Here is a 19492-nt window from a genome sequence, read left to right as displayed (position 1 = left end):
TTTCCCCCCTTTATAAGGGGGTAGGGGGGATTAACCTTTCGGATGATCACCTTAGCTTACTTAACGACATAACCGTATAATGAAATGTAACGACATGGAAACGATTTGAAAGACTCACCCAATTCATCAGTATTTCGGGTGGAATTCCCGGAATTCGACCGCACAAGTATTGTCGGACCCGGCTCGACCATCATGGATGCCGCCCAGAAAGTCGGCGTTGCTATCAATAGCATCTGCGGCGGAGAAGGACATTGCGGGAAATGCAGGGTTGTTATCGAGAAAGGCCGGGTGCGCTCGAAGACGAATTCATCTCCGGAGGGAATCGAAGTAAAAAAGGGACCCGTGCTTGCCTGCCTTTCGGAGGTTCTTTCGGATGTTGAGGTAACAATTCCGGAAGAAAGCCGTATCGATGAAAAACCGAATTTCGACGGGTGCCTGGCTGCAGCCTTCGGTCTCAGCGGAGAAGGTCTGTTACGCTATCCTCATAAGCCTCTGTGCCGGAAAAAGTACTTCGAACTTTCCCCTCCCAGTTTGTCGGATAATCTTTCCGATTTCGAACGGGTAAAACGAGCCCTCATACACACTGTCGGAGCGCCGGTATATGCGGATTTCGGATTTATCCGGGCGCTTCCCGATCTGCTCCGTCAGTCCGGTTTTAGAACTACCGTAACCTTTGCCTTCCGGGAAGGTATGTATGAGATTCTTCACGGTGAAAGCGGCGATACTGCCGGGATCAATTACGGTATAGCGGTGGATGTTGGTACAACCACAGTAATAGCAAACCTGGTTAATCTGAACAGCGGAAAAGTTAGCGCATCGTCCGCCATCTATAATTCTCAGATACGGTATGGAGAGGATGTCATAACCCGTATCATGTACTCCCAGGAAAATCGCGAGGGTCTTGAATATCTTCATGGTTTGATAATACAGGATATCAATACGCTTGTCGGCAGACTGGCGGTTCAGGCGGGGATTCGCGCCGATGAAATCTATTCCATGGTTTGCACCGGCAACACTGTCATGATCCATTTTCTGCTCGGGATCACGCCGATAAATATCCGCCGTGAACCTTACATACCGGTCATTGCAGACCCTCCTGCGGTGCATGCGGAGGAGATCGGAATCGCTATTCACCCCCGTGGGTATATCGGCTTTCTGCCCGGATTCGGCGCCTATGTCGGAAGCGACATTACCGCCGCCATTCTTGCATCCGGGATGAATCTCGAAGAGAACATCAACCTTCTCATAGATGTCGGGACGAACGGCGAGATCGTCCTGGGATGCAGGGACTGGCTCATCTGTTGCAGCGCTTCCGCCGGGCCTGCATTCGAGGGAGCAGGAACCGCATGCGGGGTAAGAGCTGCCTCCGGCGCCATCGAAAAAGTCCGTATCAGTGAAGATGGAAGTGTAAAAATCGGTATGGTAGCAGGCAGCAGCCACAAGCCGATCGGTATCTGCGGAAGCGGTTATATCGATCTCGTGGCGGAATTATTTACCGCGGGTTTCATTGACAGAACGGGACGCTTCAAAACCGATAACCACAATCCCCGTATCCGTAAGGGCGAAAACGGACTTGAATTTCTCCTGGTGGACAAGAAATACTCGGCGACAGGGAATGACATTGTAATCACGGAAAACGATATTATCACACTTATCCGGACCAAGGGGTCCATTTATACCGCTGCGGAATCTATTCTCAATCATGTCGGGCTTTTATGGGACAGTATCGATAATGTTTTCATTTCCGGCGGTTTCGGGAATCATCTCGATATGGATCGGTCGATTATCATAGGACTTCTGCCCGATCTCGACCGTGGAAAATTCCATTTCATCGGGAACGGTTCCATTGCCGGAGCGCAGATGTGCCTTCTTTCGGAATATGCGCTGATTAAGAGCAAAGAGGTCGCACAGGCAATGACCTATTTTGATTTATCGACCGACCCCCTGTTCATGAAAGAATATTCGTCTTCCCTTTTTCTGCCGCACACCGATTTGCAAAAATTCCCCACGGTTACGGTGCATGTGCTGCCGTAACATGAACTCGAATACATAAGAGCTTTTTGTAAAAGTCGTTTTAAGAAAAAATGATAAGTTTTATTACTTCAGCCCCCTAACCCTCAGTCCCTTTCCCCCGAAGGGGGCAAGGGAAGTCGTTGCTCCACAATCTGTTCCTGCCCCCTTTGAGGGAAGGATGTCCGAAGGACACGGGGTCCCCGCTCGTACACAGTACGTGCGGGGTGGATTGAAGGGGGCTGCTTCAAATATCGACTTTTACAAAAAGCTTATAAATCTTTTATATATTCAGTTTGATTGATGAAAAAATAGAAAGAAACGGACCGTCAGTATGAAAAAAAATATCACGATAGCTCTATCGGGCAAGGGGGGTGTAGGGAAGACAACAGTGGCCGCTTTACTCACCAGGGTGCTTACCATGCGGGCGGACGGGGCGGTTTTTGCTGTAGATGCGGACCCGAATTCCTGCCTTGCCGATTATCTTGGACTCACGGTAGATGAAAACATCGGCATGCTCCGTGAGGAAATAATCAAAAATATTGCAAAGATTCCCTCCGGCATGACGAAAGAAAGCTTGATTGCACTCCGTGTTCAGGAATGTATCGTTGAATCGAAAGGTATTGATCTGATAGAACTGGGCCGTCCCGAAGGTCCCGGATGCTATTGCTATATCAATAATATTCTGCGGGAGTACGAATCTTCCGTCCACAGGAATTATGGATACATTGTCATTGACAATGAAGCGGGCATGGAGCATCTCTCCAGAAGGGCGACACATCCGATCGATTATCTTTTGATCGTCAGCGATATTTCGAGGCCCGGCCTGAAAGCGGCGAAAAGGATACATGAATTAAGCTCCGAGCTGAATCTCGTTACCATGAAAAAAGGGCTGATTCTGAATCGTGCAAATGAGGAACTAATAAAAAAATCTTTGCCTCTGATCGAGAGCACAGGGCTTGAAGTTATCGGATCCATTCCGGTTGATCCCCTGCTGGAGGAGTACAATTTCAGCGATGGCTCTCTCATGGAAATTCCCGAAAACAACCCGGCGCTCATGGCTGTACAGGCGATTACGATGAAGCTTGACATTTAAAAAGCTTGTGAAAAACCCTGTTTGATAGATGCCGAAACGGTTTCATCGTTCCCGCCAAGCGGCAACAAGTTCGGCATGACGTCATCCTGAACTCGTTTCAGTATCTATATGATAATAAAAACCAACTTTTCACAAGCCTTTTAAAACGACCAGGAATAGAATTTCACATAGGTTACAAGAATTGTTTTAACAACGGAGGAACAGACGTTATGCCATTTCCAGATGTAGTTGAAAAATGGACGAACAGCATCATTGAAGTTACTATCGGGACCGAGCCGAACCGTATCACGGTCGGCGGTCAGAAAACACTGCCTTTCCTGTACTTTGAAGGCCAAACACCTCATAAACCCGTGATTGCAATGGAAGTTCTCGACATAAAGCCTTATGATTGGGATCCTGTTCTTTCCGCGCCCTTTGGCGACACGTTAGGCGATCCTGCCGCATGCGCCAAAAAGTGTGTGGAGGATTTTGGCGCCGATATGATTTGCATATCGCTTTTGGGAACACATCCGGATTTCGGGGACCTTCCCCCTGAACATGCGGTGAAGGTTGTCAAAAGTATTGCAGATGCTGTAACCGTTCCCCTTATCATCTGGGGCAGCAGCGTCATTGAAAAAGACAGCACAGTACTGCCGCCGGTGGCAGAGGCGCTGCAGGGGAAGAATGTTCTTCTTGGGACTGCGACAGCAGATAATTACATGACCCTGGTAGCTGCATGCCAGATGGGAGGACATAATCTCATAACCCAGAGTCCTCTCGACATCAACATCGCCAAGCAGGTGAATATCCTCGTTTCCGACAGCGGTTTTCCGCTCGAGCGGGTGGTGATGTATCCCACGACCGGAGCGTTGGGCTATGGCATGGAATATGCTTATTCCATCATGGAGCGCGGAAGACTGGCTGCGCTTACTGGTGATAAGATGCTTTCAACACCGGTGATCTGCCAGGTTGGCTCAGAAGTGTGCAGGGTCAAGGAAGCCAAGGCTCCTATAGAAGAACAGCCGAAATGGGGCGCGCTGGAACATAGGAGCCCGATGTGGGAGGCAATGACAGCAAGCACATTGCTCATGAGCGGCGCTGATATTCTTATCATGCGGCACCCGAAAGCAGTAGAAACGGTGAAGAAGTTGATCGAAGAGTTGATGGTTCATTAATCGTTTTTTTAGCACAGGCATTGACATAATAGAGGAGGATGACCGTATGTTTGTTATAGGTGAGCGTATCAATGGTATGTATACAGACATCAAGACGGCAATACAAACGAAGGATAAAGGGCCTGTCCAGAAACAGGCATTGGAACAGGAGAAATTCGGAGCAAATGCTTTAGATATCAATGTCGGTCCCGCGACAACCGACAAAGAAGGCGCCATGATCTGGCTGGTTGAGACGGTACGGGAAGTAACCAATATGCCTCTTTCGATAGACACCGCCAAGTTCGCGGCAATGAGCGCCGGGTTGAAAGCGGCTGGAGGCTCCTCGATCATGAATTCCTCAAAAGGGGACGAAAAGAGCCTTGATATATATCTGCCGCTTGCCAAAGAGAATGGCGCTTCCATCATCATCCTCTGTATAGATGAAAAAGGAGTCCCCAGCAATGTAGAAGGCCGTCTGGAGATCGCAATGCGGGGGCTGGCGAAAGCCATGGAGTATGAAATAGATGTCGACAAAATCATCATCGATCCGATTGTTCTTCCGGTCAATGTCGCCCAGGCTCAGCCGGGGAATGTCCTGCAGGCAATACGTGAGATCAGGCAGTTGTCCGATCCGGCGCCGAACATGGTCATCGGCTTGTCCAACCTCAGCCAGAAATGCTCGAACCCGAAACTCATCAACCGGACGTTTCTCTCGATGTGTATCGGCAACGGCTTGAATATGGTTATCGCGGATGTAACCGACAGAGCGCTGATGGATACTGCTATTACCTCGGAATTGTTGATGAACAAGAGTATTTACTGCGACAGTTTTATCGAAGCTTACTATTCGAAATAGAATTATCAAAAAGAGAATGGAAGGAGGTTCAAATGCTTACCGATCTGGAAATAGCCCAGCATGCAAAAATGAAACCTGTCTGCGAGATAGCGGACATGCTGGGCATCGCGGAAAATGAAATCGAGCTTTACGGCCGGTATAAAGCCAAAATCTCCCTGGATGTCATCGAGAAGTTCAAAGACAGACCCCGTTCAAAATATATCGTGGTCACCGCCATCACCCCCACCCCGCTGGGAGAGGGGAAAACGGTCACCACCGTCGGTCTTTCCCAGGCGCTCAATTATGTCGGGAAGCTGACCGCCGCCTGCATCCGTCAGCCCTCGATGGGGCCGACTTTCGGCATCAAGGGCGGCGCCGCCGGGGGCGGGTATTCCCAGGTAATTCCCATGGAGGATTTCAACCTGCATTTCACCGGCGATATTCATGCGGTGGGTGCAGCCCACAACCTTCTTGCCGCCTTCATCGACAACCATATCGACAAGGGGAATACCCTCGATATCGTGCCATCCAGCATCACCTGGAACCGGGTAGTGGATATCTCCGACCGCGCTCTGAGGGATATCGTAATCGGACTGGGCGGCAAATCCAACGGGATTCCACGCCAGACCGGGTTCGATATCACGGTTGCATCGGAAATCATGGCCATTCTCGCCCTCTGTACAGATCTCAAAGACCTCCGGAAGCGGCTTTCGCAGATCATTGTGGCCGAGAACCGGAGCGGCAAACCGATTACCGCCGAGGACCTGAGATGCGCCGGCGCCATGACCGTGCTCATGCTCGACGCCATCAAGCCGAACCTGATACAGACTCTTGAAAACACCCCCGTACTGGTGCACGCCGGACCTTTCGCCAACATCGCCCACGGCAACTCTTCCATCCTGGCCGACTATATCGCCACCCGTACTACGGACTATGTGGTGACCGAGTGCGGTTTCGGAGCGGATATCGGCGCGGAGAAATTCTTCGACATCAAATGCCGGGTTTCCGGGCTTGTTCCCAACGCGGCGGTGCTGGTGGCCACGGTGAGGGCGCTCAAGATGCATTCCGGGCGTTTCAAGGTTGTGGCGGGCAAACCGCTGGACACCGGGCTTCTCGAAGAGAATATTGAAGCCATCGAAGAAGGCTCAGTAAATCTCATCAAGCAGATCGAAAACATCCGGCTTTTCGGAATACCGGTGGTGGTTGCGATCAACTGTTTTCACACCGACACCGCCCGTGAAATTGAAACCATACGCCGTATTGCGCTTGAAGCGGGCGCCCGTGATGCGGTGGTGAGCACCCTCTGGGCAGAGGGCGGAAAAGGCGGCGCCGACCTGGCCCGTGCGGTGATCGAAGCCGCCGAAAGTCCCTCCGACTTTCACACTCTCTATGATCTGGACCTGCCGGTGCGTGAAAAGATCAAAACCATCGCTGTCAAAGTCTACGGGGCTTCCGGTGTAGCTTTCAGCCCTACAGCCTCCAGGCAGATCGATCATTACACCGATCTAGGCTTTGGATATCTCCCCATCTGCATGGCCAAAACCCATCTTTCCCTCTCGCACGATCCGAAATTGAAAGGGCGGCCGACCGGATTCGAGCTGCCTATCCGTGAGGTGCGTCTTTCGGCGGGCGCAAGGTTCATTTACTCGCTTGTGGGTGAAATGCGCACCATGCCGGGGCTTCCCACAGTTCCCGCCGGAGCGAACATCGATATCGATGCCGAAGGCAGAATTGTAGGGCTGTTTTAAACTATATTTGACGACAGAAATAATTGCGCATATTTTGAGTGTTTAGATCCTGAAACGAGTTCAGGATGACACGTGTCATGCCGAACTCGTTGCCGCTTCGCGGGAACGATGAAACCGTTTCGGCATCTATTTTGAAAAGAAACGCAATAATATATGTCGTCATGTATAACTGGAGGTATTCAAGATATGTTGGAACAATGTCCCGGTGCTGCTAATTTGAGGACGCCAACTCTTGAAATCAAAACATGTCCAAAATGCGGTGGAGAAGCCGAGTTTTTTTCTACCGATAAAAAAGTGAATTGCGATTGCGGTTTTACTATTTATAATGATATAGGGTCATGTATTCAATGGTGTCAATATGCAAAAAAGTGCATCGGGGAAGACCTGTTTAATAAATTGAAAGAAAGCCAGGAAAAATGTTGATTTTTGTACAGATCAGCGTTTTTCGAAGATAAGCTGCATAGAATGGAAAACCAGGTTATTATTCATGATGCTCGAGAAAAGCAATGGCTTCATTTCCGTAATGTTCGGCATGTAATCACAGCGAATACTATAGATGACGTTGTTTCAGCTCTGAATACAGTAGAAAGGATGGTTTACGAACAGGGGTTTTTTGCCGCAGGTTTTATCAGTTATGAAGCATCTCCGGCTTTTGATCCTTCCTTCCGCGTACGTTCATCTTCTTCTTTTCCTCTGCTATGGTTTGGACTTTACGCCGCCCCGGATATCATTAAACTCCCTGATGTTCCATTATTTTCTGCAGAAATTCCCATCAATTGGAATCCCTCGATCGATCGCCGGACTTATAATGAGGCAATTTCCCGCATCAAGGACTATATCGCAAGAGGAGAGACCTATCAGGTAAATTATACCTATCGTCTTCATGCCCCGTTCTTTGCGGATCCATGGCATTTATTCCGTCGAATCATTCAGGCGCAGCAGGCTGAATACGGTGCATACCTGGATACAGGCAGGTTTGCTGTCTGTTCGGCCTCGCCGGAGCTGTTTTTTCACCTGAACGGTTCCGGATTGACAACCCGTCCAATGAAAGGAACCGCTTCCCGCGGCCTTACTCTTTCGGAGGATAAAGCGCGGGCGGACTGGTTATATAATTCGGAAAAAAACCGCGCCGAAAATATCATGATAGTGGATATGATACGCAATGATCTGGGACGCATCGCCGAAACAGGCAGTGTGAAAGTGCTGCGATTGTTTGATATTGAACGGTATCCCACTGTCTGGCAGATGACATCCACGGTCACTGCGGAAAGCAGCGCATCAGTCTGTGAAATTCTCAGTGCTCTATTTCCCTGCGCCTCGATTACCGGCGCTCCGAAATCAAACACTACCAGAATAATCGCCGGCCTGGAAACTACTCCGCGAAATATTTACACGGGCTGTATCGGTTTTATAACTCCGGAAAGGAAGGCGCAGTTCAATGTCGCAATTCGCACCGTGCTTGTTGACAGGGAACTGAAACTGGCGGAGTATGGAGTCGGCGGCGGAATTGTATGGGATTCTTCCAGCACTGAAGAGTACGAGGAATGCCAGACCAAATCGCAGGTTTTAATGAAAAAAACGACAGGATTCTCTCTTCTGGAAACTTTGCTCTATACTCAGGAGGAAAAGTATTTCCTCCTCGATTATCATCTCAGGCGGTTGCGTGATTCGGCGGAATATTTCGGAATACCGGTGAGTATGGAACATGTTCTGAAAAAACTTGAAAACAGGGAGGAATCATTTCCAGCTTTCCCGCAAAAAGTACGGGTTCTCGTTTCACAGGAAGGCGATATCTCGTGTGAATATTCCCCTCTCGACAATACCGCTCCGGCACGCCCGGTACGGTTAGGACTGGCTTCGAAAGCGGTTGATTCCAAGAACCCTTATGTATATCACAAAACTACGAACCGTGAAGTATACGAATCAGCCGTAACAGATTCAGCAGATTGTGACGATATCCTGTTATGGAATGAGCATGGGGAGATCACTGAAACGACTATTGCCAACGTGGTCTTCAGGCTTCATGGTGAACTGGTAACTCCGCCGGTTACATGCGGGCTGCTTCCCGGCACCTATCGCGCCTGGCTGCTCGACAGGAATATAATCAAAGAAAAAATTATTACGCTTAACGATCTTAAGAGATGCGATTCGGTGCATGTTATTAATTCGGTAAGAAAAAAGCGTGAGGCAATTCTCATTGGTTATGAAAATCTGTCTCGAGCTCCAGAAATTATCGAAATCCCCCGATTAACGCTCCCGTGATACCATTGTAGATGCCGAAGCAAGTTCGGCATGACCGTGTCACCCTGAACTTGTTTCAGGGTCTAAACGATGAAAAAACCTCTTTTTTAACGAATCTTCGTCACTGGATGATGAATATCCGTTACTAAAAATATAGTTCGAGCACATCCTGACAATGTCCCCGGAAACCATTATCTGACATATCATAAATAATATTATCCAATTATGTATTTTGTTAAGCTTTTCTCTTGACAAGAGATGAAAATAATATTAAATAAGTTACTAAAATTATCAGAAGACAACATCTTTTCGATTCTGTGAAAGATACAGGGATTCTCAGTACTATTCACCTTTCCGCCTGGCCGTATTCAACGATTGCCGGCACGTATCAGGAGTGTACTTCTCCCATCTCACGAGCATTAGAATTATCCAAGATGCCAGTTATTCCTCACGCAGAAAGGTTTTTTGGAAGCGAGCGTTGTTGTCACGCAACACTATAAGTGGGTACTATTATGGATGAGCGTATGAGCAGAATATTTTCTTCATTCAACGGGAAAAAGGATGAGTTGATCCCCATTTTACAGCGGATTCAATCGGAGTGCGGCTATCTTTCCGATGAGGCGATGCTGGGGACGGCTGCATTCACCGGTGTTCCGGAAAGCCGCGTGTATGCGGTGGCGACATTTTATGCCCAGTTCCGATTTACTCCCATCGGGAAGAATCATATTCTGGTGTGCCGGGGTACAGCATGTTATGTCAGGGGTGCACCCCTCATACAGGAGGAAATTGAGAAACATCTTGAAATACACGAAGGAGAAACCACTCCCGATTTGAAATACTCGCTCGATACGGTGGCGTGTATAGGAGCTTGCGGTCTATCTCCCTGTATCATGATAAACAAAAAAGTCGAAGCGAATCTTACACCGAAGAAAGTGGCGGAACTTTTTAGTAAAAGGTGATTAAGGATCAATATGGATTTCGCTAAGGTGATTCAAAAAGCTCAAGAAGAATGGTTGGCATTACATTCCGGCCAGAAGCCGTTAATTTTTGTTGGAACGGCTACTTGCGGCCGATCAGCCGGCTCATTAGAGGTTCTCGATACCTTTCGGAACGAGTCGAGAAAACGAGGCCTCGACTGCCAGATCATCGAAGTCGGTTGTATCGGATTATGTTACGCCGAGCCGATAATCTGTATTTTTAAGCAATCCCGACCGGGGATTTGTTACGGTGACATAAATTCCGAAAAGGCGATTGAACTTATAGAAGAATATCTGCTCACCGATAATCCTCTCCCTGATTATGCTTTGGGAACAATCGGCGAGGGAAGCGTTACGGGGATTCCGAAACTTTTCGATACCCCGGTCTTTAAGCCCCAAATAAGAAGAGTTGTTAAAAACTGTGGGTTTATCGATCCCACAAATATAAACCACTACTTTTCGAATGACGGTTACGGCGGCCTCAGAAATGCCCTCACCAAAAGTCCGGATGAAATAATCGATGAGATAAAAAGATCGGGTTTGAGAGGAAGGGGCGGTGCAGGTTTTCCTACCTGGCGAAAATGGCAGTTTTGCAGAAATACAAAAAGCGAAATGAAATACCTTATCTGTAATGCAGATGAAGGCGACCCAGGCGCTTTTATGAACAGGTCGGTACTGGAAGGAGATCCTCATTCTCTTTTGGAAGGGATGCTTATCGCAGGGTATGCCATTGGAGCAAGCCAGGGATACATTTATTGCCGTGCGGAATATCCTCTTGCCCTCGATCGACTGCGCATGGCGCTTGACCAGGCTAAAGAATACAATCTATTAGGTAAAAACATCCTGGGTTCCGGTTTCGATTTTGAGATAAAGATAAAGGAAGGGGCCGGCGCATTCGTCTGCGGCGAGGAAACGGCGCTCATAGCATCGATCGAGGGTGAGCGCGGAATGCCACGCACTCGTCCTCCGTTTCCCGCTGTCTCCGGCCTGTGGGGAAAACCCACCATCATCAATAATGTAGAAACCCTTGTGTCCGTGGCCCGCATCTTCCAGTACGGAGCCGAATGGTTCGCCCGGTACGGCTCCGAGAAGAGCAGCGGCACAAAAACATTTGCCCTGGTTGGCAAGGTAAAACGGACCGGGCTTATCGAAGTACCTTTGGGTATAACGTTACGACAGATGATATTTGAAATCGGTGGAGGAATCCTCGAAGACAGACAATTCAAAGCCGTTCAAACGGGCGGACCTTCCGGGGGATGCATTCCCGCCGCTCTTCTCGATACACCGGTGGACTATGACTCTCTGAATGCGGTGGGATCGATCATGGGCTCGGGCGGTATGGTCGTTATGGATGAGAACAACTGTATGGTGGATTTCGCCCGCTTTTTTCTTGATTTCGCCGTGAAGGAGTCCTGTGGGGAATGCGTGCCCTGCCGGTTGGGCTCGTTCCAGATGAGGGAAATCCTTGAGGATATCACGAAGGGTAAAGGAAAGCCGGAAGACATAGAATTACTCGTCGAAATGGCGGAAGCGGTAAAAAAGGGTTCGCTCTGCGGCCTGGGCCAAACAATGCCGAATCCTGTACTTACCACCATTCGATATTTCCTTGACGAGTACGAAGCTCATGTGAAGGATAAAAGATGCCCCGCCCTTGTCTGCAAAGCCTTGATAAACTATTCGATTGATGCGGGTAAATGCACCGGATGCACTTTATGCGCCCGGAAATGCCCTTCTGAGGCAATAAGGGGAAATAAAAAAGAACCCCACATCATTGATAATAATATGTGTGAAAAGTGCGGAATCTGTAAAAAGGTCTGTAGATTCGATGCTGTTTTTGTCTCATAACCCATACTACAGGCTGATATAATAATCTTGGTAGACCCTGAAACGAGTTCAGGGTGACGAGGTGCATGTTCAGAATGACAGGTCATGCCGAATCCCGTCATGCTGAACTCGTTTCAGTATCTCCTGTTTAGGTAAAAAAGGACAGAGGGAGTACAATAATGGATAGCATCACCCTTACCATCGACGGTTTGGTCGTAACCGCTGAGAAAGGGAAAACCGTACTGGAAACAGCTCTTGAAAACGGTATCTACATTCCTCATCTCTGCCATCACCCGGACCTGAAACCGACCGGTGTATGTCGATTATGCATGATTGAAATAGAGGGAAGGGGAATGACGATCTCGTGTAAAACCCCTGTCGAGCAGGGCATCGTTGTCAGGACGGAGAGCCCCGAGATCGCCAAAGTGCGCCGTATTGCGACTGAGCTGCTCATCACAGATCATCATTCGGATTGTCTTGCCTGTAAACAGGATAATCATTGCGAGCTTCAGAAAATCGCGGCGTTCGTCGGCATCGACCGCGTCCGATTGGACCGTATGAGGATGCCGAAGAGGTTATCCCCAATAGACAGCTCCAATCCTTTTTTCGATCTCGACCCGAACAAGTGTGTGCTCTGCGGCATCTGTGTGAGAACTTGTGATGAGATCCAGGGAGTCAACGCGCTCGACTTTTTACACCGCGGCTATAAAACAAAAATCGGCACCTTCGGCGATAAACCCATCGTAGAATCGGTATGCGAGTCGTGCGGTGAATGTGTTTCACGGTGTCCTGTCGGGGCGCTGGTTCCGAAACATAACCGGCAGCCGTCCCGGGAAGTGAAAACGGTCTGTACCTATTGCGGCGTGGGATGCGGGATTTACCTCGGCGTCCGGGGCGATACCATTGTCGGCGTCCGCGCCGACCGTGAAAACCCCGTAAACCGGGGAAGCCTCTGTGTCAAAGGCCGGTTCGGCTATGATTTCATCAACCATCCCGACCGGCTGACAACGCCGCTTATCAAGAAAGACGGCGAATTTGTCGAAGCCGGCTGGGACGAAGCTCTGGCCCTTGTAACAAAGAAATTCGCCGAGAACAGGGGAGAACGATTTGTCGCCGTTTCCTCCGCAAAGTGCTCCAACGAAGTGAACTATCTGATCCAGAAATTTGCACGAGCGGTCATGGGAACAAACAATGTGGACCACTGCGCGCGGCTGTGTCATTCGCCCACCGTTGCGGGACTGGCTCAAAGTTTCGGCAGCGGCGCCATGACGAACTCCATCAATGAGATATCCGAAGCGCGATGCATCCTCGCGATCGGCTCCAATACCACCGCCGCCCATCCGATCATCGGGCTCAAGGTGAAAAAAGCGGTCCGGAACGGCGCGCGGCTCATCGTCGCCAATCCCAAGAGAATCGACCTTCTGCGGCACGCGGAAATCTTTCTCCAGCACCGGCCGGGCACCGATGTGGCGCTCCTCATGGGCATGATGCGCGTGATCGTTGATGAAGGGCTGTATGACGCGGATTTTATCGAAAAGCGCTGTGAGAATTTCGCTGCTTTCAAGAAATCGCTTTTGCATTACGGCTTGGCCTTTGTCGAACGGACCACGGGCGTACCCCGGGAAAAGATCATCGAGGCGGCCCGCTGCTATGCCACCGTCAAACCGGCCTCCATCCTCTTCGCCATGGGCATCACCCAGCATTCGCACGGCACCGATAACGTCCTCGCGGTCAGTAATCTCGCCCTCCTGACGGGGAACATAGGCAAACCGTCCTCGGGTGTGAACCCCCTGAGGGGGCAGAACAATGTCCAGGGCGCGTGCGACCTCGGAGCGCTGCCCAACGTCTATCCCGGATACCAGAAGGTCGACAGTCCGGAAATACGGCAAAAATTCGAGTCGGCCTGGGGTTGCGCCCTGAGCGGCGCGCCGGGAGTGGCCAGCACCGAGATGTTCGACCTTATCGGTGACGGCGGTATCCGGGCGATGTACCTCGTCGGGGAGAACCCGGTTCTGAGCGAGGCCAACTCCACACATGTCGTGGAGACCCTGAAAAAACTTGATTTTCTCGTGGTCCAGGACATTTTCCTTACGGAAACGGCGCTTTTGGCCGATGTCGTGCTGCCTGCCGCGTCATTTGCGGAGACTGACGGCACATTCACGAACACCGAGCGTCGCATCCAGCGAATACGAAAGGCCATAGAACCGATCGGTGACGCGAAACCCGACTGGTGGATAACATGCCGGATCGCCCAGAAGATGGGTGCTAAAGGCTTTGAATTCTCGCACCCGCGTGAGATCATGGAGGAGATTTCAACTGTCTCGCCGATTTACGCCGGTATTACTTATGACCGCATCGAGGATGTGGGTATACAGTGGCCCTGCATTTCTCGCGAGCATCCCGGAACTCCGATCCTTCACACCGAGCGATTCAACACGGCAAGCGGAAAAGGCATATTCAAACCCCTTGTGTACAGGGAATCTGCCGAACTTCCGGATGACGACTACCCGCTGATACTCACGACCGACCGCAGCCTCTACCACTTCCATACCGGCACCATGACACGGAGAGTGGCCGGACTCGAGAAATTGGACGGCTGGGAGTTACTGAAAATTAACCCGCAGGATGCGGTTCAGTTTGGGATTACCGATGACTCAATGGTGTACGTTTTATCCCGCAGGGGGAGAGTAAGGGTAAGGACAAAAGTGACTGATATCTGTAAAAAGGGAGTGGTATCCATGACCTTCCATTTTCACGAAAGTCCGACAAACGTCATCACCAATGCGGCTCTCGATCCTGTGGCAAAAATTCCCGAGACAAAAGTATGCGCCGTTAGAATTGAGAAAATATAGACTAAACAAGGATGGCGCCTTTTGAAGGACAAAGTAAAAAATGTAGCCGCTGCTGTGTTGGCAGGCGGCAAGAATTCCCGTATGGCCGGACAGAATAAGGCTTTCATTGACATACATGGGGTTCCGATTATTAAAAGGACAATAGACTTTCTGGATGAGATATTCGAGGAAATCATTATCGTGACAAATGTCACCGAGAATTTCAATCTGTACGAGGATAAGGTATTACTGACAAAAGACATATTCAGGGATGCAGGGCCGCTCGGAGGAATTCATTCCGCTTTGACTCATACCTCAAAAGATGCAGTTTTTGTTGTAGCCTGCGATATGCCTTTTCTTAGTAGCCATATAATCAGAACACAGACCAATTGCAGTACTATGCTTCATTGCGACTGTATAGTCCCCAGAATCGGTTCCTGTATCGAACCCCTCCATGCTGTTTATAACAAACATGTAAAAGATGCTGTCAGCGAATACATAGTAAATGGAAATGATAAATCAATTAAAAATTTTTTAACAACTGTCAATGCCTATTATTTGGATTTGGCGGACAATGACAGTAACAGGAAAATTTTTTGTAATGTTAATACACCGCACGATCTAACCGTGATAACGGGAAATTATGATGGAGATTTAATAAAGTGATTACTTCGTTCCAGGTTACAAGGTTTAAAGGAAATGTAAAGGAAGTTATCGAGGACTTTGTTATTGAAGAAATTCCTTTGACACTTATGATTGGCGATAAAGAACTGGTCACCCTCCTGTGTTGTCCTTCCGATCTTGAAGACCTGGTTCGGGGTTTTCTCTTTACATCAGGCTTGATTATTAATTCGGAAGAGATAATAAATATTTATATTAACAGGGAGCAATGGGTTGCAACTATAGATCTTGCCGATAACAATAAAGACTTTGATCTGGTTTTTAAACGACTGTATACCTCCGGTTGTGGAAAAGGAATATTGTTCTATACTGCCGCAGACATTCTTAACAAGAGTAAGATCACTTCACAATTGAGGATCGACGCCTCCGGAATTAACGCCTTTATGGTTGAATTTCAGGGTAAATCCGAAGTTTTTAATAAGACGGGAGGCGTTCACAGCGCCGCGCTCGCCGACAAGGAGCATATGTTGATTTTTAAGGAAGATATCGGCAGGCATAACGCGATCGACAAAGTAATCGGGCAGGGGCTGCGCGAAAAAGTTGATTTCGGGAGCAAAATAATGATTTCCAGCGGGCGTATTTCCTCGGAAGTATTATTTAAGACCCAGAAATGTAAAATTCCGATGGTGATTTCGAGAAGCGCTCCTACCGCCCAGGCAGTTAAACTGGCTCGGGATATGGGAATAACACTGGTGGGTTTTGCCAGGGGCAACAGAATGAATATTTACAGCGCGGAAGAAAGGATAAACTAATCCGGGTATGTTATTAGATAAGGTTCGTTATCGTATCTATAGATGCCGAAACAAGTTCGGCATGACAAGAGTCATCCTGAACTCGTTTCAGGATCTAAATGTGCAATCACGGCGCAACTTTTTCAAAAATTCTTACCGGATGACATAACCGATTAAACTAAAATGACTAAAAAATATAGTGTCTTTTTATTCCTTTTTCTTTTAACGGGGCTGTTTTTTAATCAGCATTTGGAAGCGCAAAAGAATAAAACCGTAATCCTGGCTACCACTACCAGCGTGCAGGACACGGGATTACTGGACGTTTTGGCGGAGCTTTTCAACAAAAAGGGTGAATATACTCTTAAACCGATTGCTGTTGGTTCTGGCCAGGCGATGCAGCTCGGCAGACAGGGGGAAGCGGATATCCTTCTGGTGCACAGCCCGGAAGATGAAATACCGTTTGTCCGGGAAGGATTCGGCGCCATGAGAACTACGTTTATGCATAACGAATTTGTACTAACAGGCCCTCCGAGCGACCCGGCGAACGTGAAAGGCGTACAGAGCATAAAAGAGGCATTCAAAAAGGTATGCTCCGGTAAATCATTGTTTGTATCGCGCGGGGATAACTCCGGCACACATAAAAAAGAGTTGTCGCTATGGAAGAACGCAGATTGTACTCCTGCCAAAGGGAACTATCTGGAGGCTGGCCAGGGCATGGCTCAGACCCTCCGGATCGCGGATGAAAAGCTCGGGTATTGCCTGGCGGACCGCGCCACATATCTTACTTTACAGAAAACACTCCAACTCATCATAGTTTCCGAAGGAGACCCTCTGTTAAAAAATTTCTACAGCCTTATCCCGGTAAATCCCAAAGTATCATCGAAAATAAACGTGCCGGGCGCAAAAGCATTCTATGATTTTATGCTCTCGCGTGAAGTAAGGGAGATAATCGATACGTTTAAAAAAGATAAGTTCGGGCAGCAGCTTTTTTTTACCGAAAAGGGTGTATATGAACTTCATTGAGGAGGGGATTAAACAAGGAGCAGGTCTGATTTTTTCCCTGGACAGTGAAGTATTTTCCATAGTGAAGCTCTCCCTGTTCGTCTGTGTCATTGCGACCCTCATCGCAGTGTTTATCGGCGTGCCTTTAGGCGCATTGATAGCGGTGAAAAAGTTCCCTCTGAAAAAATTACTGATTACACTGATCAATACCGGCATGGGGCTTCCACCGGTAGTGGTGGGCCTGGTAGTATGCCTTTTTTTATTCCGCAATGGTCCTTTAGGCGCTTTGGGCTGGCTTTATACGGTTAAAGGCATGATTCTGGCCCAGGTTATTATCGCCCTGCCCATCATTACAGGATTGACTCTTGCCGCGCTCCAGGGTATGGAAACTAAAGTTTACCGCCAGATACTGTCCCTGGGCGCAAACCAGATACAGGCTTTATACCTTATGGTCAGGGAAGCCCGGCTGTCTATTGCAGCGGCGGTAATTGCCGGCTTCGGAAGCGTGATTTCAGAGGTGGGAGCGGTCATGATGGTGGGAGGCAACATCAAAGGCCAGACCCGCGTTCTGACAACGGATATCGTGCTTCAGACCCAGATAGGAAATTTTGCTCTGGCCATTGCCTTGGGACTAATACTTTTAGTCTTGAGCTTTTTGGTAAACCTTGCGCTTACGTTTATTCAGCAGCACCGGGCATAATATCATGGTAAAGATTCACAGCCTGATCTTTGGTTTTGATTCGAAATTCCGGCTGGAAATAGACGAGCTTGCGGTAAAAGAGGGAGAGATTCTTGGAATTATCGGACCGAACGGTGCGGGCAAGACCACCCTTTTACATATCATTGCCCTGCATGAAAAGCCTCGATCGGGAAACATCGAGCTGTTCGGCAGAGAAGTACTCAGCAGTAAAGAATTTGTAAATCTGCGGCGGGAGATGTCCTATGTTTTTTCAGAGCCTTATCTGTTAAAAGGGACGGTATATGACAATGTCGCCTTGCCTCTTCGTTTAAGGGGCTTACGTGATCCGGAAAGAGTGCGGGAAATGCTCGAGCTTTTCAAAATCGAACATGTAAGAAATACCCGCGCTTCCCAGCTTTCCCAGGGCCAGCGTCATCGCGTGGCGCTGGCCCGTGCATTTTCCAGCCGCCCTAAACTGGTTTTACTCGACGAGCCTTTTGCCAGCCTGGAGGAACAGTACAGAGAAACCTTGATCGACTCGTTACGGCGAGCGATTAAAGTAACCCGGTCCGCCGCTATTTTCACTACTCATGACCAGGAAGAGGCCCTCGCTTTGGCCGATACGATAGCAGTGATGAGAGAAGGCAGGATAGTGCAGACAGGCAGTCCGGATGAGATATTCACCAGGCCGGTCTCGAAAGAAGCGGCGATTTTTGTGGGGGTAAGGACCATCCTTGAAGGAAAAATTCTCGATAAGGCTGATAATCTCTGTTCGGTCAAAACGGGAGCGAATAGTATCGAAGCGGTTTCTGAACTGGAAAAAGACGATGAGGTTTATATCTGCATAAGGCCGGAGGATGTTGTGGTATCGAAACAGCGGGAATCGAGCAGCGCCCGCAATAACTTCAGGGGTGTCATAACCGGCATCGAGCCCTGGAAACTGGCGTTTAAGCTCAACGTGGACTGCGGTTTTTCCCTGGTCGCCTCTATAACCAGGCAATCGATGGAGGATATGGATTTGAAGATCGGCCGTGAGGTTTATATATCCTTCAAGGCTACTGCGCTGCACCTGATAAAACGGGATTTCGCCCATGATCTCATTTGAAGAGGCCTTGAAAATTGTACTTGATACTTCAGCGGCGCTGCCAGCCGAACGTATGTACATTGCCGATACTGTCGGCATGGTTTTGGCCGAAAATATCTTCTCAAAAATCCCCATGCCTCCTTTTCATAAATCGGCTGTCGACGGCTATGCCCTCAAAGCGGCGCAGGCGGAATCGGCGGGCGTACTACTCACATGCACCGGCTTGATTCAGGCCGGAGAAACATTCGGAAAAGAAATAAAGCCCGGCGAGTGTATAAAGATAATGACCGGAGCGGCTGTTCCTCTAAGTACTGATTCGGTAATCATGGTTGAGGATACGCACCAGCTTGAAGACGGAATGGTCGAGATGTTGAAATCGGTAAAGAAAGGTCAGAATATCTGTGTAAAAGGAGAAGATATCGCCAGCGGGCAGAGGGTGCTTGAAAAAGGGACGCTCATTTCTTCTTCGCATGTTGCGGTTATGGCAGCATCGGGCCGGAAAAGTATAAAGGTATATGGCAAGCCGGAAGTGGCAATACTCAATACGGGCGGCGAGATTGTTCCTGTGGGAAGAAAAATTACCGGTAACAGAATTTATAACAGCAACGGCCCTATGCTGG

Annotated in this window: 15 protein-coding genes; all 15 read left to right on the top strand. The window is 48.9% G+C overall.

Translation table 11 applies throughout. The features are described 5' to 3' along the window. Positions 1-105 precede the first annotated feature (105 nt). On the top strand, positions 106-2034 hold the full coding sequence (locus Q8O92_09975; protein MDP2983640.1) for an ASKHA domain-containing protein: 1929 nt from the start codon (positions 106-108) through the stop codon (positions 2032-2034). 310 nt (positions 2035-2344) lie between these two features. After that, positions 2345-3106, top strand: coding sequence for an AAA family ATPase (locus Q8O92_09970; GenBank protein ID MDP2983639.1), 762 nt, complete (start codon positions 2345-2347; stop codon positions 3104-3106). Positions 3107-3315: 209 nt separating this feature from the next. Continuing rightward, positions 3316-4260: an acetyl-CoA decarbonylase/synthase complex subunit delta gene (locus Q8O92_09965; protein MDP2983638.1), complete on the top strand. Its 945-nt coding sequence runs from the start codon at positions 3316-3318 to the stop codon at positions 4258-4260. Positions 4261-4306: 46 nt separating this feature from the next. Beyond that, entirely contained in the window at positions 4307-5095 is a 789-nt protein-coding gene (locus Q8O92_09960; protein ID MDP2983637.1) for a dihydropteroate synthase, read from the top strand. A gap of 32 nt (positions 5096-5127) precedes the next feature. Next, a complete protein-coding gene (locus tag Q8O92_09955; protein MDP2983636.1) occupies positions 5128-6822 on the top strand; it encodes a formate--tetrahydrofolate ligase in 1695 nt (564 codons plus the stop codon). 465 nt (positions 6823-7287) lie between these two features. After that, the gene (gene pabB / locus Q8O92_09950) at positions 7288-9084 is read left to right on the top strand and encodes an aminodeoxychorismate synthase component I (GenBank protein ID MDP2983635.1); all 1797 of its coding nucleotides are present in this window, start codon (positions 7288-7290) and stop codon (positions 9082-9084) included. A 503-nt stretch (positions 9085-9587) separates the two neighbouring features. After that, positions 9588-10022: an NADH-quinone oxidoreductase subunit NuoE gene (gene nuoE / locus Q8O92_09945; GenBank protein ID MDP2983634.1), complete on the top strand. Its 435-nt coding sequence runs from the start codon at positions 9588-9590 to the stop codon at positions 10020-10022. A gap of 12 nt (positions 10023-10034) precedes the next feature. Continuing rightward, complete coding sequence (locus Q8O92_09940; protein MDP2983633.1) at positions 10035-11885, top strand: NADH-quinone oxidoreductase subunit NuoF; 1851 nt, start codon at positions 10035-10037, stop codon at positions 11883-11885. A 158-nt stretch (positions 11886-12043) separates the two neighbouring features. After that, complete coding sequence (fdhF, locus tag Q8O92_09935) at positions 12044-14716, top strand: formate dehydrogenase subunit alpha (GenBank protein MDP2983632.1); 2673 nt, start codon at positions 12044-12046, stop codon at positions 14714-14716. Positions 14717-14737: 21 nt separating this feature from the next. After that, positions 14738-15361, top strand: coding sequence for a molybdenum cofactor guanylyltransferase (locus tag Q8O92_09930; GenBank protein MDP2983631.1), 624 nt, complete (start codon positions 14738-14740; stop codon positions 15359-15361). Continuing rightward, positions 15358-16128 (top strand): formate dehydrogenase accessory sulfurtransferase FdhD, encoded by a 771-nt coding sequence (gene fdhD, locus Q8O92_09925; protein MDP2983630.1) that lies wholly within the window; start codon positions 15358-15360, stop codon positions 16126-16128. Before Q8O92_09930 ends, fdhD begins: the two co-directional genes overlap by 4 nt. Positions 16129-16356: 228 nt before the next feature. Then, complete coding sequence (locus tag Q8O92_09920) at positions 16357-17130, top strand: substrate-binding domain-containing protein (protein ID MDP2983629.1); 774 nt, start codon at positions 16357-16359, stop codon at positions 17128-17130. Continuing rightward, positions 17117-17809 (top strand): ABC transporter permease, encoded by a 693-nt coding sequence (locus Q8O92_09915; protein ID MDP2983628.1) that lies wholly within the window; start codon positions 17117-17119, stop codon positions 17807-17809. Before Q8O92_09920 ends, Q8O92_09915 begins: the two co-directional genes overlap by 14 nt. Positions 17810-17813: 4 nt before the next feature. Further along, positions 17814-18893 (top strand): ABC transporter ATP-binding protein, encoded by a 1080-nt coding sequence (locus Q8O92_09910; GenBank protein ID MDP2983627.1) that lies wholly within the window; start codon positions 17814-17816, stop codon positions 18891-18893. Between the two features lie 7 nt (positions 18894-18900). Beyond that, a partial coding sequence (locus tag Q8O92_09905) for a molybdopterin molybdotransferase MoeA (GenBank protein MDP2983626.1) occupies positions 18901-19492 on the top strand: 592 nt, incomplete at its 3' end.

Origin of the sequence: Candidatus Latescibacter sp., from assembly GCA_030692375.1 — a bacterium.
In the GTDB taxonomy this organism is placed as follows: Bacteria; Latescibacterota; Latescibacteria; order Latescibacterales; family Latescibacteraceae; genus JAUYCD01.
This window is presented reverse-complemented; position numbering and strand designations above follow the sequence as displayed.

Bases quoted from the DNA above. Each gene is read 5' to 3' on its own strand.
- pabB (MDP2983635.1), top strand. From the start codon at position 7,288: ATGGAAAACCAGGTTATTATTCATGATGCTCGAGAAAAGCAATGGCTT.
- Q8O92_09955 (MDP2983636.1), top strand. From the start codon at position 5,128: ATGCTTACCGATCTGGAAATAGCCCAGCATGCAAAAATGAAACCTGTC.
- Q8O92_09960 (MDP2983637.1), top strand. From the start codon at position 4,307: ATGTTTGTTATAGGTGAGCGTATCAATGGTATGTATACAGACATCAAG.
- Q8O92_09970 (MDP2983639.1), top strand. From the start codon at position 2,345: ATGAAAAAAAATATCACGATAGCTCTATCGGGCAAGGGGGGTGTAGGG.
- fdhF (MDP2983632.1), top strand. From the start codon at position 12,044: ATGGATAGCATCACCCTTACCATCGACGGTTTGGTCGTAACCGCTGAG.
- Q8O92_09940 (MDP2983633.1), top strand. From the start codon at position 10,035: ATGGATTTCGCTAAGGTGATTCAAAAAGCTCAAGAAGAATGGTTGGCA.
- Q8O92_09965 (MDP2983638.1), top strand. From the start codon at position 3,316: ATGCCATTTCCAGATGTAGTTGAAAAATGGACGAACAGCATCATTGAA.
- Q8O92_09910 (MDP2983627.1), top strand. From the start codon at position 17,814: ATGGTAAAGATTCACAGCCTGATCTTTGGTTTTGATTCGAAATTCCGG.
- Q8O92_09915 (MDP2983628.1), top strand. From the start codon at position 17,117: ATGAACTTCATTGAGGAGGGGATTAAACAAGGAGCAGGTCTGATTTTT.
- nuoE (MDP2983634.1), top strand. From the start codon at position 9,588: ATGAGCAGAATATTTTCTTCATTCAACGGGAAAAAGGATGAGTTGATC.